This is a genomic window from Streptomyces sp. NPDC033165, from assembly GCF_055577965.1.
On record NZ_JBVIPK010000018.1, the window covers coordinates 1 to 14,259 of the forward strand.

At 73.5% G+C, this 14,259-nt stretch carries 8 protein-coding genes; 4 read left to right on the plus strand and 4 right to left on the minus strand.

Annotation, left to right across the window (positions count from 1 at the left end; translation table 11 throughout):
• Nucleotides 1-328: 328 nt before the first annotated feature.
• Complete coding sequence (locus ACZ5WC_RS29710) at nt 329-886, minus strand: MarR family winged helix-turn-helix transcriptional regulator (RefSeq protein WP_468543714.1); 558 nt, start codon at nt 884-886, stop codon at nt 329-331.
• Nucleotides 887-1,018: 132 nt separating this feature from the next.
• Here ACZ5WC_RS29710 and ACZ5WC_RS29715 point away from each other — a divergent pair, with 132 nt between their 5' ends.
• Entirely contained in the window at nt 1,019-2,332 is a 1,314-nt protein-coding gene (locus tag ACZ5WC_RS29715) for an MFS transporter (RefSeq protein ID WP_468543796.1), read from the plus strand.
• 21 nt (nt 2,333-2,353) lie between these two features.
• Here the strand turns inward: ACZ5WC_RS29715 and ACZ5WC_RS29720 are convergent, their stop codons facing one another.
• Both ACZ5WC_RS29720 and ACZ5WC_RS29725 read right to left on the minus strand, forming a co-directional pair.
• A complete protein-coding gene (locus ACZ5WC_RS29720) occupies nt 2,354-4,051 on the minus strand; it encodes an ATP-binding SpoIIE family protein phosphatase (RefSeq protein WP_468543715.1) in 1,698 nt (565 codons plus the stop codon).
• A 301-nt stretch (nt 4,052-4,352) separates the two neighbouring features.
• Nucleotides 4,353-5,690: an NAD(P)/FAD-dependent oxidoreductase gene (locus ACZ5WC_RS29725; RefSeq protein WP_468543797.1), complete on the minus strand. Its 1,338-nt coding sequence runs from the start codon at nt 5,688-5,690 to the stop codon at nt 4,353-4,355.
• 425 nt (nt 5,691-6,115) lie between these two features.
• Here ACZ5WC_RS29725 and ACZ5WC_RS29730 point away from each other — a divergent pair, with 425 nt between their 5' ends.
• Nucleotides 6,116-7,066, plus strand: coding sequence for a TetR/AcrR family transcriptional regulator (locus ACZ5WC_RS29730; RefSeq protein WP_468543716.1), 951 nt, complete (start codon nt 6,116-6,118; stop codon nt 7,064-7,066).
• Nucleotides 7,067-7,391: 325 nt separating this feature from the next.
• The gene (locus tag ACZ5WC_RS29735; RefSeq protein WP_468543717.1) at nt 7,392-9,392 is read left to right on the plus strand and encodes a sigma-70 family RNA polymerase sigma factor; all 2,001 of its coding nucleotides are present in this window, start codon (nt 7,392-7,394) and stop codon (nt 9,390-9,392) included.
• A gap of 37 nt (nt 9,393-9,429) precedes the next feature.
• On the opposite strand, the gene ACZ5WC_RS29740 is transcribed toward ACZ5WC_RS29735, so the two are convergent.
• Entirely contained in the window at nt 9,430-11,541 is a 2,112-nt protein-coding gene (locus tag ACZ5WC_RS29740) for an asparagine synthase-related protein (protein WP_468543718.1), read from the minus strand.
• 912 nt (nt 11,542-12,453) lie between these two features.
• On the opposite strand from ACZ5WC_RS29740, the gene ACZ5WC_RS29745 reads away from it, so the two are divergent.
• Complete coding sequence (locus ACZ5WC_RS29745; protein WP_468543719.1) at nt 12,454-14,163, plus strand: sporulation protein; 1,710 nt, start codon at nt 12,454-12,456, stop codon at nt 14,161-14,163.
• Nucleotides 14,164-14,259 lie beyond the last annotated feature (96 nt).

Sequence of the window (14,259 nt, forward strand, 5' to 3'; positions counted from 1 at the left end):
TTTCCCTTTCCGGCGAGTCCGACTCTATCAGATCCTTTCGGGCCTGATTCCCAGTCAGCGGGGTTTGTCTTCCCGGCTGTTGGGCCGTTCCGACGCTCAAACTCTAGCGGATTCTCCCGGCGGCTCATAATCGGGCCTTCGCAATGAATTCCGGCATGCCGAAATCATCCCGAGTGGGAGGTCGTGCTGAGTTTGGTTGCCGCTTTCGCGGCGGGATCGGCTGCCGCGGAACCGTTCCGGCTCCGTGACAACTCGGAGAACTTTACGGATCCACCAGGGGGGTGTCAACCCACCGCCGGTGGTCATCCGTCGTGGCCCGCAGGGGTCCTCAGTCCAGGTCGGTGAGGCGGCCGCCGGCGTCCGGCTGGGCGTGCTCCACACGGCGCAGGAGGCGGACCAGGAGCTCGCCGAGGACTCCGCGCTCGGCGTCGGACAGGTCTTGGAGGAGGTCCTCCTCGAAGTCGCTCGACATGCGCATCGCCTCAAGCCACTTCGTACGGCCCTCGTCGGTCAGTTCGACGATGACGCGGACCCGGTTGTTCTCGTCGCGGTCCCGGGTGACCAGGCCCTCGCCTGCCATCCGGTCGATGCGGTGGGTCATGGCGGCCGGGGTGAGACCGAGCCGCTTCGCCAGTTCGCCGGGGCCGAGGCGGTAGGGGGCGCCCGACAGGACAAGGGTCTTGAGGACCTCCCACTCGGCGTTGCTGATGCCGAGGGTGGCGACCTGCCTCCCGTACGCGACGTTCATACGGCGGTTCAGGCGGCCCAGCGCGGAGACGACCTGTTCGACCTGGGGGTCGAGGTCGCGGAACTCGCGCTGATAGGCGGCGATCTGTTCGTCGAGGCTCGGCTCGTCGGGGCCGGGCTCCTCGGTGCTCTCAGACATGGCGGGCAGTATGGCACGCCCTCGCCAGCTTTGAAGTCCTTCGAGGTGAAGTTTTCACCTTCTAACTTTAGTGCTAAAGTCTTCGAGTCTGATTCCTTCGAGATCTTGAGGTAGGTGAGTGTGACCAGGGAGATGGGCGCAGCGCTGCGGCGGATCCAGCTGGGCAGCGCGCTGAGCGCGTTCGGACTCGGGTTCACCGTTCCGTATCTGTACGTCTACGTGGCGCAGGTACGGAATCTGGGCGCCGGTACGGCTGGAGTCGTGCTGGCGGTCTTCGCGATGGCAGCGCTGGCCGTTCTGCCGTTCACCGGGCGGGCCATCGACCGGCGGGGCCCGCTGCCCGTGCTGGTGGTGGCCTCCGGTCTGGCCGCTGTCGGCGCCGCCGCCCTGGGGTACGCGAGCAGCGTCCCGGCCGCCGTGCTGGCCGCCGCGGTCCTGGGTGCGGGCACCGCCGTCATGCAGCCCGCCCTGGCCACGATGCTCGTATGGTGCTCCAGCCCCGCGACCCGTACGCGGGCCTTCGCCATGCAGTTCTTCCTGCAGAACCTGGGGCTCGGCCTCGGCGGGCTCGTCGGCGGGCAGCTCGTGGACGTGAGCCGTCCGGCGAGCTTCACCATGCTCTTCCTGATCGAGGCCGGGATGTTCGTGGTGCTCGGCGTCGTCGTCGCCAGCGTGCGGATGCCCCGTACGGTCTCCCTCGGCGGCGCTCGGCCGACGGACGGCTCCGCCACGAAGGACGGCGGTCTGCGGGCCCTGCTCTCGCACCGGGCCATGATCCAGCTGTGTGTGCTGGGGTTCGTGCTGTTCTTCGCCTGCTACGGGCAGTTCGAGTCCGGCCTTGCCGCGTACGGCACCGAGGCCGCCGGGATCGAGCCCTCGACGCTCGGCTTCGCCCTGGCCGCCAACACCGCTGTCATCGTCATCGCCCAGTTCGTCGTCCTGCGGCTCGTGGAGCGGCGGCGGCGCAGCCGGGTCATCGCGGCGGTCGGCCTCATCTGGGCCTTCGCCTGGATCGTGGCGGGGTACGCGGGACTCGGGCACGGCAGCCAGGCCATGGCGACGGCCGCGTTCATCTCGACGTACGCGCTCTTCGGGCTGGGTGAGGCGATGCTGTCGCCGACCGTGGCGCCGCTGGTCGCCGATCTGGCGCCGGAGTCGATGGTCGGGCAGTACAACTCGGCCTTCGCCCTGTGCAAGCAGCTCGCGCTCGCGGTCGGTCCTGCTGTCGGCGGGCCGATGGGGGCGTCGCTGCACGGCCCGTACATCGTGACGTTCGTGCTGTTCTCGCTGGGCATCACGGTGCTCGCGCTGCGGCTGGGGCGCCGGCTCACCCCCGTACAGGACCAGCCGTCGCTGGCCGATGTCCCCTCGCGGGTGGTGGCCGTGTCGCGGCCCGAGGGTGCTGCTCCGGCCGCCACGCCCGCGCCGGCCGCTGCGGGTCGCTGAGCCCGGAAGCGGCGCAGCACCTCAGCGGGGCAGGGCGAACTCGCACCAGACCGCTTTGCCGCCGCCCGGTGTGCGCCGACTGCCCCACGACGCGGCGATCGACGCGATGATCTCGATGCCGCGTCCCGCCTCGTCCGCCGGTTCGGCCTGGCGGCGGCGCGGCAGGTGGTCGTCGCCGTCGGTCACCTCGATGATCAGCCGCCGGTCCGTGCGGCGCAGGCCCAGACGCATCGGCGGGGTGCCGTGCTGGAGGGAGTTCGCGACCAGTTCGCTGGCGGCGAGGACGCCGAGGTCGCGGAGCTCGACCGGGAAGCGCCAGGAGGTCAGGACCCCGGTGGCGAAGGCGCGGGCGCGCGGGGTCGCCTCGATGCCGCCGAGGAGGTCGAGCGCGGCATTGTGGAACAGCTCCGCGTCCGTCCCCGTACGGGCGGGGTGCTGGACCACCAGGACCGCCACGTCGTCGTCGTGCTCGGCGGTCACTCCGAGGGAGCGGATCAGCCGGTCGCAGACCACCTGCGGTGATCCCTTGGCGCCGGAGAGGGCGCGGGCGAGGGAGGCCACCCCCTCGTCGATGTCCTCGCTGCGGCGTTCGACCAGGCCGTCCGTATAGAGGACAGCGGTGGAGCCGGGCGGCAGCGCGATGGTGCCCGAGGTGTGGACCCAGCCGCCGGTGCCGAGCGGGGGGCCGGTGGGTTCGGCGGCGCGCTGGACCGTGCCGTCCTCGTCGCGGACGAGGATCGGGAGGTGGCCCGCGGACGCGTAGACGAGCTGTCCCTCGTTCGGGTCATGGACGGCGTAGACACAGGTGGCGATCTGGGTGGCGTCGATCTCGGCGGCGAGGCCGTCCAGCAGCTGGATCACCTCGTGCGGCGGGAGGTCGAGCCGGGCGTAGGCGCGGACCGCTGTGCGGAGCTGGCCCATCACGGCTGCGGCCCGGACGCCCCGGCCCATCACGTCACCGATCACCAGGGCGGTGCGGCCCGCGCCGAGGGTGATGACGTCGTACCAGTCGCCGCCCACGGCCGCGTCCGTGCCGCCGGGCTGGTAGGTGGCGGCGATGCGCAGGTCGTCGGGCTGCTCCAGCTCCTGCGGGAGCAGGGAGCGCTGGAGGGTGACGGCCGTTTCGCGGTGGCGGCGCTCGCTGGTGCGCAGGCGTTCGGCGGCCTCGGCGTGGTCGGTGACGTCGGCCGCGTGGACGAGGACGCCTCCCTCGCCCCAGCCCTGGGTGTCCTCCGAGCTGTCCCAGGCGGCCACCGGGGTGCAGGTCACCGTGTACGAGCCGCCCTCGGCGGTCCTGCGGGACTTGACGGTGCGGGGGGTGCCGCTGCGCAGGACCTGGTCGAGCAGGGGAAGCACGCTGAGCTCGGCGAGCTCGGGCATGGCCTCGGCCGCGGGGACGCCGGACGGGCGGGTGCCGAACGCGGTCTCGTACGCCCCGTTGACGTAGGCGACGCGGTGGTCCGGGCCGTGCAGCAGGGCGACCGGGGCGGGGAGCCGGCCGAGGATCTCGCGGGCCGAGAGGTCGTCCAGGGCGGGGCCGGGGAGGGCCGGCGGCCCGTCCGTACCGGGCGGTTCGGGCGTGGCGCCGTCCGGCGGGCGGGGCACGCCTTCCTGCCGGGCGTATTCGGCCCGGGCCGCCGGTACGGAATTACGGTCGTCCCGCGCGGCAGCTCGGCGCTGCGTTCCGGGAAGGCGGGCGCTCCAACGCGTGAAGTTCACGGAATTTCTGGCCTCGTGTGTCGGTCTGGTCCGCTCGGGCGGGCTGCTTCTTCTGCCGGGTTCGGGGGCACCGGGGGCCGGACCCCCGGGAAGGCGCAGCCGGGCCTCGTCGTGCTGTTGGTGCGTCGCTGCTGGTCACTGTTGGTCACTGCCGGCCGGGTCACTCTGTGCAGGTGTGGGCCCACCTATGGTCACACGTCCAGTGTGACCGACCGTACTGACAGTTGCCGCCCAACGGCCTGCCCGACCGTCGTTCGCATCTCGAATTCATGCCCGATTCATCCCTCGGTCCGGCTCTCCGTCAGCCCTTCGGGCGGTCGGGGCCGGTGCGTGGTGGCGTGCCGGGGTCGGTTCCGCCGCCCGCCGCGAGTTCGAACTCGGCGCGCGGGTGTTCCAGCGAGCCGAGGGAGACGATCTCGCGTTTGAAGAGTCCGGCCAAGGTCCATTCGGCCAGGACGCGTGCCTTCCGGTTGAACGTCGGCACCCGGCTGAGGTGGTACGTACGGTGCATCAGCCAGGCGGGGTAGCCCTTGAGCTTGCGACCGTAGACGTGGGCGACGCCTTTGTGCAGGCCCAGGGAGGCGACCGATCCCGCGTACGCGTGGCGGTATTCCTTCAGCGGGCGTCCCTCGACTGTCGCGAGGACGTTGTCGGCGAGGACCTTCGCCTGGCGCACCGCGTGCTGGGCGTTGGGGGCGGTCTCCCGGCCCGGTTCGGCGGCGGTCAGGTCGGGTACGGCGGCGGCGTCACCGGCGGCCCAGGCGTGCGGCATGCCCTCGACGCCGAGGGTGGCGGTGCAGCGCAGGCGTCCGCGTTCGGTCAGGGGCAGGCCGGTGGCGGCGAGGAGCGGGGCCGGTTTGACGCCCGCGGTCCACACGAGGGTACGGGTGGGGAAGCGGGAACCGTCGCTGAGGACGGCGACGCGGCCCTCGCAGGTGTCGAGCCGGGTGTCGAGGCGTACGTCGATGTTGCGCCCGCGCAGCTCGCCGATGGCGTACGCGCCCATGGCTTCGCCGACTTCGGGGAGGATGCGCCCGGAGGCCTCGACCAGGACCCATTTCAGGTCCGCGGGCTTGATGTTGTGGTAGTAGCGCGCGGTGTAGCGGGCCATGTCCTCCAGTTCGGCCAGCGCTTCCACGCCCGCGTAGCCGCCGCCGACGAAGACGAAGGTGAGCGCCGCGTCTCGGATCGCGGGATCGCGGGTGGCGGAGGCGATGTCCATCTGTTCGATGACGTGGTTGCGCAGCCCGATGGCCTCTTCGACGGTCTTGAAACCGATGCCGAAGTCGGCGAGGCCGGGGACGGGCAGGGTGCGCGAAACGGACCCGGGGGCGATGACGATCTCGTCGTAGGAGATCTCCAGGGCTCCGGTGCCGTCCTCCTGCGTGGCGAGGGTGGTGACGGTCGCGGTCCGCTTGGCGTGGTCGATACTCCGGGCCTCACCGATGACGATCGTGCAGTGGTCCAGGACGCGGCGCAGCGGCACGACCACATGGCGCGGCGAGATCGAACCGGCGGCCGCTTCGGGGAGGAACGGCTGGTACGTCATGTACGGCTCGGGGGTGACGACCACGATCTCGGCGTCGCCGCTCTTCAGTCTCTGCTTCAACTTCCGTTGGAGACGCAGCGCTGTGTACATCCCGACGTAGCCGCCGCCGACGACGAGAATGCGCACACCTGGCCGGGTGCCGGGGGTCGTCCCCCGGGAATCTGGAGCCATCACCACCCCATGACGCAACGGAGTCAGTGGTTTGTCCACAGCCCCGACAGATTGTGTGACCGGAGGACACTGAGCGGCCGGCACGGCCCGTGCGGCGTGCGATCCGACAGCCGCGCAGGTCAGATGCTACGCACAAGGCCGTTGGACGGAGGGTGACCGGGGCAGGACGGGCACTTGCTCCGATCGGGCGGCACCTCATGCGGAACTACCCCCTTCTGAATTGACCCGGGCTCAACTATGTTCGTAACCCGTCGGGGTGTCGGGTGCGGATTTCGTTGTGCTCCGCTCCCCGGCTGATACGACGGGGAAGTCTCCGGGGGGAGACGTCATAACCGGGGGAAGTTATGCATATTCAGGATTCGCATGGCCAGGCTGCGCTCTCGCACGCGTCCGAGAACCACGGGCGTCTGGGTTCCGTGGGAGCGCTCGGCGTCATGAGCTCGGCGGACACGGTCCGCTCCGCCGCCGCGGTGAGCGCGGCGGCGATGGAATCGGCCGCTGCGGGACCGGGAGTTGCGGGACCGGCGGCCGGCCTGACGGCGAACGGGCCGACGGCCTCGGGCACCGCGAGCGCGCCGCGTTCGGCCCCGCTGCGCGTGGACGCGCAGCGCAATCTGGAGCACGTGCTGCGCGCGGCGCGTGAGGTGTTCGGGGAGCTGGGTTACGGCGCCCCGATGGAGGACGTGGCCCGTCGCGCCCGCGTCGGCGTGGGCACCGTCTACCGGCGGTTCCCGAGCAAGGACGTGCTGGTGCGGCGGATAGCCGAGGAGGAGACCTCCCGGCTGACCGAGCAGGCACGTACGGCCCTGGGGCAGGAGGAGGAGCCCTGGTCGGCGCTCTCCCGCTTCCTGCGGACCTCCGTGGCTTCGGGGGCGGGCAGGCTGCTGCCGCCGCAGGTGCTGCGGGTCGGGGTCGACGTGGACGAGCCGGGCATACCGGCGGCCGCTGGGCCAGTGCCGGGCGAGACGGACGAGACCCGGGTTCCGCAGCAGCGGCAGGGCGTGGGCCAGAGCGACCAGCGTGTGGTCGGCCGACGCAGCGCCGGCGTCGACGGGCTCGACGGACTCGACGGCCTCGGTGAGGAGACGGGCTCGGTCGAGCTGCTGGAGGTCGTGGGCCGACTGGTCGACCGGGCCCGGGAGTCGGGTGAGCTGCGCCGGGATGTGACGGTGGCCGATGTGCTGCTGGTCATCGCCACGGCCGCCCCCTCCCTGCCGGACGCCGCCCAGCAGGCCGCGGCTTCGGCCCGGCTGCTGGACATCCTGCTGGAGGGGCTGCGGTCGCGGCCGGCGTGACGGCCGGAGCTTGACCGTCCGCTGCTCCCTTACGTGCTCGCCTGCGCCAATACGTGCTCGCCTGCGCCAACGTGCTCGTCCGCGTCGGTCCGCCTTGTCGGCAGTGTCGGCCGGGCGGGCCGGGCGGGCTCTCACCGAGAGGTACTTCGGCAGGCGAGAGGCACATCAGCAGGCAAGCATTCCCCGAAAGGGGGGACATCAGCACTCGCGTTCGAGAGAGCGCCCCGGATGAGTGGTTGGCGGGACAGATAGGGCCAGCGCGATTGAGCCATGTGGCAGTCTTGGCCGGTATTCGGGTCCGAGGGTGTATACGGGGGCTTCCGCGATGAGCGGTAACGAGCAGCAGGAAGAGCCGCTCGACGAGATCGCTTCGGTCGGCGGGGGCACGAAGGCCGACGGGCTGTCCGCCGGGCAGGTGCCGGCCCAGGCTGGACGTGGTCCGTCGGACGGTTCGGACGGTGAGGCCGACGGCGGCACCGTTCTGCCCGGGCCCTGGCCCGCCGTCGCCGAGGACGACACCTCCGGCGCAGTCGGCGCGGGAGCCGGTCCTGGAGTCGGCGCGCACGCGGTTCCGCAGCAGCGTGAGGGCCGCAGCGGGTCGGCCGGTCTCGGGCTGTCCGACGCCCAGTTGATCGAGGGCATGCGCAGCGGCGACGACCAGGCCTACGAGGAGCTGTTCCGGCGGCATTCGGCCGCCGTGCTCCGCTACGCCCGCAGCTGTTGCCGGGACGCCCACACCGCCGACGACCTGACGGCCGAGGTGTTCGCCCGCACCCTCCAGGCCGTACGGGGCGGAAAGGGGCCGCAGGAAGCGGTCCGGGCCTACCTGATGACCGCCGTGCGCCATGTCGCGGCCGCCTGGACGAAGAGCGCCAGGCGGGAGCAGCTGGTCGACGACTTCGCGGTGTTCGCCACGCAGGCCGCCCGCTCCTTCGAGCTCTCGGACGACGACACCCTCGACCTGGGCGCCGATGTGCTGGCGATGCACGAGGCCGAGCAGTCGATGGCCATGCAGGCGTTCCGGAGCCTGCCGGAGCGCTGGCAGGCGGTCCTGTGGCACACCACGGTCGAGGAGGAGTCGCCGAGCGAGATCGCCCCGCTGTTCGGCCTCACAGCCAACGCCACCGCCGTCCTGGCCAGCCGGGCCCGCGAAGGACTCAAGCAGGCGTATCTCCAGGCCCATGTCAGCCAGGCGCTCACCACCGGCGGGGACTGCGCGCAGCACGCCGACCGGCTCGGTGCCTACGCCCGGGGCGGGCTGAGGATGCGCGCCGAGCGCGGTCTGCGCAAGCATCTGGACGAGTGCGCCAAGTGCCGGGTGGCCGCGGGCGAGCTGGAGCATGTGAACGCCGGAATCCCGGCGCTGCTGCCCATCGCGGTCATCGGTTGGTTCGCCGCCGGGTATTCGCTCAAGGCCGCGGGCATCGTGGCGGGCGGCACCGCCGGGGCCGCCGGAGCGGGGGCCGCAGCGGCGGCGACCGGCTCCGGCTCCTCCGGCGGTGCCGTCGGCGGGGCCGCGGTCTCCGAGGGGCTCGGCGCGCCCGCCAAGGCCGGCATCGCCGCCGCGGTGGCCGTTGCCGCGGCGGCCGGTCTGGTGTGGGCGCTCATCGGCGACGACCAGCCGAAGCCGGAGCCCAAGCCGGTGGCGAAGCCCCCGGCCGTGGCGCCCGCGGTGCCCTCCCCGGAGCCCCCGCCACCGTCCCCGAAGCCCGCTCCTGAGCCGCCCCCCGCCCCCGTGCCGCCCGCGCCCGCACCCCCCGAGCCGACACCGTCCGCGGCGGCTCCGACGCCCCGCCCCACGCCGTCGAAACCCGCGCCGCCCGCGCCGAGCCCGCCGCCCTCCCCGAAGCCCACCCCGGCCCCGAAGCCGCCGCCGCCCCCGCCTGCCCCGGAGGTGTACCAGGTCAGCGAGCTGGCGTACTCGCTGTTCGGCGCCCACGCCGAGCCGGAAGTGGAGATGGGCCGGAGCAGTTGGGTCTGGCAGCGGACGAACGTGGCGATCGCCTCCACGCGGTACGCCCACGGGGTGACCGTGCACGCCCAGTCATCGGTGACCATCCGGCTGAACCGCCCGTGCACGCGCTACGACGCCATGGTCGGGGTCGACGACCTGACGATGGGGCTCGGCGCGGTCCGCTTCTCCGTGTTCGACGGGGACGGGGCGCGGCTGTGGCGCTCCCCCGTGATGCGGGGTGGCGAGCCCGCCGTCCCGGTGAGCGTCTCCCTCGCCGGGCAGTCCTCGTTCCGGCTCGTCGTGGAGCCGGACTCACCGTTCGGCGGAGTGGCGTTGGCCGACTGGGCGGAGTCCCGGATCAGCTGCGCCTGAGGCTCCCCGTCCGGATCTCCCCAGCGGGGTGTTCCGGTCAGGGCTGGAGCGTACGCCTGGCCGGGATCACTCCGCCCGCCACCGCGCGCTGGCGCGGGGCCGCCGTGCCCGTCCAGCAGGTGCCCCGGCGGGTCACCAGTCGGCGCAGCCACAACTCCGTGGAGGCCAGGTCCGCCAGGCCGTCCAGCGGCAGCGGCTCCCCCTCGGACGCGGCGCGCAGGGCCTTGCGGACCACGCGCGCCTCGACCAGGCCCGCGTCCGCGAGCAGCGGGGCGTCGAACAGGGCCATCAGCTCGGGCAGCGCGGTGCGCAGGCCGGTGCGGGTGACCGCGGTGGAGGTGGCCTGGGAGGGCGTGCCCCAGCCGGGCGGCAGGTCCTGGATGCCCGCCCCGCCGAGCACCCGGCGCAGGATCGCGGCCCGTGCGCCGGGCTGGACGCGGAGGGACTCGGGCAGGGCGCGGGCCGCCCGGACGACCTGGTTGTCGAGGAACGGGGCGTGCAGGCGCTGGCTGCGGATCTCCGCGGCCTGCTCCAGGATGCGGTGGTCGGCCGCTCCCCGGGCCAGGGCCGCGCGGGCCCGGGCCTCACCGGGGCGCTGCACGGAGGTGGGCCGGATCGCCGCCTCCTGGAGGCGAACCGATACTTCGGCCAGCGCCTCCCCCGTCAGCCAGCGCGCCGCGGGCCCCGGGCGCGACCAGGCGAGGGCGGCGAGGGAGGCGTCGGCGGGGGTGGCGAGGTCGGGGGCGTAGCGGTTGGCGTCGGGCAGAAGTCCGGCGGCGTACTCCAGGCCGGTGCGGTAGGACGTACGGGCCAGGCGGCGGGCGGCGCGGTAGACCGTCAGCGGGACGAACAGGGAGTGCGCCGTGGGGCCTTCGGCCTTGGTGAGGGCGGCGACGGGGCGCAGGAGGTGGCGGCGGCGCCGGTCCAGCAGGAGGTCGGCGAGGCGGGCCGGGTGCGCGTCCAGGACCTGCCGGGCCCCGTGCCCGACGAGGTGGTCGGCGCTGCCCGCGGAGAGGCGGCGGCGGTGGCGCTCTGCGAGGACGAGGCAGGGGGCCGGTTCGTCGGTGAGCGGGCCGGTCCCCAACGAGGCGTACGGCAGGGCCTCTTCGCCCGCCGCGACGACCACGTGGTGCAGGCGCGGGTTGGCGGCGATGGCGCGGGCCCGCTCCATCTCGTCCTCGTTGCCACGGGTGGTGAGGTCGTTGAAGGTGACGGCGAGCAGCCGCTCCCCAGCGCCGGTGCCGTGGCCGAGGAGGGTGCCGGGCAGTCCGGGCAGCCCGGCGGCGAGCAGGGCCAGGGTGGCGGAGGCGCTGCCTCCGGAGAGGTCGGCGCCGATCCCCGCCACCGGGGCTCCGCGGGCCGCGCGGCGGTCGGCGGGGCCCATGCCCGGGACCGGCCCCGGGTCCGGCGGCAGGGTTCCCGGTGCGTGGCGCGGGGCCGTGAGCCGGGCGCGTACCGCTTCGACGAGCGCGTCCCGTACGCCCTCCACCGCGTGCACCGGGTCGGCCTGGGGTGCGGCGACGGCGAGCGAGGCGACGGCTTCGTAACCGGTGATCTCCCGCGAGCCCTCCCGCAGGATGAGCGCGTGACCGGGCGGGACCCTCTTCACGCCGGCGTAGGGCGTGCCGTCGCCGAGGGCCTCGGGGGTTTCCGGGCAGGCGAGCAGGGCGGCGAGGTGCCCGATGTCGAGCTGGGCCTCGATGAGGTCGGCGAGCGGCAGGGCGGCGGTGGCGTAGGCGGTGCCGCCCGCCCAGGGGGTGTGGAAGACGGGCCGGGCTCCGGCCAGGTCGCCCGCGACGGTGATGCGGCGGCCGATCTGCACGACGGCGGTGTAACTGCCGGGCCAGGCGGTGAGATGGCGCATCGCACCGCCGCGCGCGGCGAGGAGGCCGACGCGCAGCTGCTCGTCGGTGGCCCCGCAGCAGCCGAGGACGGCGAGACGGGCGGTGGGCGCGCCCTCGGGGGTCGCGACGCCGATGACGCGGATCTCGTCGGGGCGCCAGTCGCCGACCGCCCACAGCGGATCCGGGTCTCCCCAGAGGAGTTGGGAGCCCACGGGGTGAACCGTGCGCCCCTCACCGCTGTTTCCGACCGCGCCGACGGTGCCGAAGCTCGCGGCGATACTGCTCCATCCCACCAACCAACGCATCGCCGCCTCCACAGGCTGTGGACAAACGGCGCACCTGCATGAACGAAACGCCGCTGCGGACATGCTGCCACGACAACGCCGCACGAGAGGGGGTACGGGCAGCGCACGCCGGAAGAGCATGCGCCCCTGGCAAAGGCCCGGCGCGGCCCGCGTCACGACTTCGCCCCGCCTCACCGCGACTTCACTGCGACCTTCACGGCGAGCACAGCAACGGAACTGTATGTTCCGGGAGTTGCGACCTGTCGGACCCGACGGGCGAGGCGGCACCCCGGCGCCGCCCAAGGCGCGCTCCCGAGGGAAGGGAACGGGCCGACGCCGCCCGGAAACAGCGTCGATATCCGGCCATAGTCTGATCGTTGGCCAAGCCCTCACCGGACCGTCGCTATTCGGCCATTCTCCTGAGACGCCACCACGCGCGCATAACCGTGCCGCGCCCCCTCGGCGCCCCCTCTCACGCACAGTCCGGGAGGTGGGCCTCACCTCCCGGACCGGTCCGCCGCCCGCGGGGAATGGAGCGGCGGTATCCCCCAGCCCACTGAGTCCAGTGCAGCGGGCCGACCCACGCAGGCCCCAGCCAAGCGCTCCGCTGCGGGCCGGGCCAGAGCGCACGGCCGGGCGCACGGCCACACACCAGGAGCACGCCGCGCCCCGGTCCGCGCACCACCACCACGACCGCCCGCACCGCCCGCACGGACAACAATCCCGCCATCCGGACGTCTGCCCCTTAACGGTAGGGATAGGGAGAACTACGCTGTGTTGACTGGTGTTCTCGACAGGGGGCATATTCCTCGGGGCTCGGCCACATGCGTGTGCAGGCGGAGTACGAGGGTTCGAACCTGGGGAGGCATCGGTACGAATGCCGCGCGCCGTCCTCGGTGACGCGGCGGCTGTCTGTGTGTCGAGGGGTGGCGCATGTCCAGGGAGCAACGCGGGCCGAACGAGAAACTCGGCACAGTTCTCGCCCTCGCGGGAATCAGTAACGCCGGGCTCGCCCGGCGGGTCAACGACCTCGGAGCACAGCGCGGTCTGACACTTCGCTACGACAAGACCTCGGTGGCCCGGTGGGTCGCCAAGGGGATGGTGCCGCAGGGCGCGGCGCCGCATCTCATCGCGGCGGCGATCGGGGCCAAACTCGGCCGGCCGGTCCCGCTGCACGAGATCGGTCTCGCCGACGCGGACCCCGCCCCGGAGGTCGGCCTCGCCTTCCCCCGGGACGTGGGCGAGGCGGTCAGATCGGCGACCGAGCTGTACCGACTGGATCTGGCCGGGCGCCGGGGCGGCGGCGGGATCTGGCAGTCGCTGGCCGGTTCGTTCGCGGTGAGCGCGTACGCGACCCCCGCCTCCCGCTGGCTGATAACCCCCGCCGATCCGTCGGTGGCCCGGGACCCGACGGCGGCACAGGCAACGGCTCCCGGCGCACGCGGCGGCGCCGCCGACGCCCCGCACGGACCGGGCTCCCGCGCACCGGGGGCCGCTCCGGACGGCCGGGGCGCACACATCCTCCACACCGGGAGCGCCCCGGCCGCGCCCGGCTCCGTTCCCGTACAGGCGGGAGTTCCCCTGCAACCGGGAGTCCCGGTCCAGCCGGGCCTCCCCGTACCGGCGGGAGTCCCCGTACAGCCCGGGGGCCCTGTACTGCCCGGGGGCCCTGTGCAGCCCGGAGTCCCCGTACAGCCCGGCCCGGAGTCCGCGGACGCCTCGCCGCTGCGGGTCGGCCACAGCGATGTGACGAAGCTGCGCGAGGCGGCCCAGGACGCCCGGCGCTGGGACTCCAAGTACGGCGGCGGCGACTGGCGTTCCTCCATGGTCCCGGAGTGCTTACGCGTCGACGCGGCGCCGCTGCTCCTCGGCTCGTACACCGACGAGGTCGGCCGGGCCCTGTTCGGCGCGGCCGCCGAGCTGACGCGCCTCGCCGGGTGGATGGCCTTCGACACCGGCCAGCAGGAGGCCGCCCAGCGCTACTACATCCAGGCCCTGCGCCTGGCCCGCGCCGCCGCCGACGTCCCGCTCGGCGGCTATGTCCTCGCCTCGATGTCCCTCCAGGCGACCTACCGCGGCTTCGCCGACGAAGGGGTCGACCTCGCGCAGGCCGCCGTGGAGCGCAACCGGGGACTCGCCACCGCCCGCACGATGAGCTTCTTCCGGCTGGTGGAGGCCCGCGCCCATGCGAAGGCCGGCGACGCACCGGCCGCGGGGGCCGCGCTCAAGGGCGCCGAGAGCTGGCTGGAGCGGTCCAGGGCGGGCGACTCCGACCCCTCCTGGCTCGGCTTCTACGGCTACGACCGGTTCGCCGCGGACGCCGCCGAGTGCTACCGGGACCTGAAGGCCCCCCGCCAGGTCCGCCGCTTCACCGAACAGGCCCTGTCCCGGCCGACCGAGGAGTTCGTCCGCAGCCACGGACTGCGGCTCGTCGTCTCCGCCGTCGCCGAGCTGGAGTCGGGCAACCTGGACGCGGCCTGCGCGGCGGGCACCCGCGCGGTGGAGGTGGCCGGACGGATCTCCTCGGCCCGCACCACGGAGTACGTCCGCGACCTGCTGCACCGCCTGGAACCGTACGGGGACGAGCCCCGCGTGGCCGAGCTGCGGGAGCGGGCCCGGCCGCTGCTGGTGGCCCAGGGCTGAGCGGCCCGGGACCGAGCGGTCGGCCCGGGGCCGGTCCCAGGTCGGCCCGGGGCCCGGCGGGGACGCCGAGCGGGGAGCGGCCCGGGCGAAGTGTGC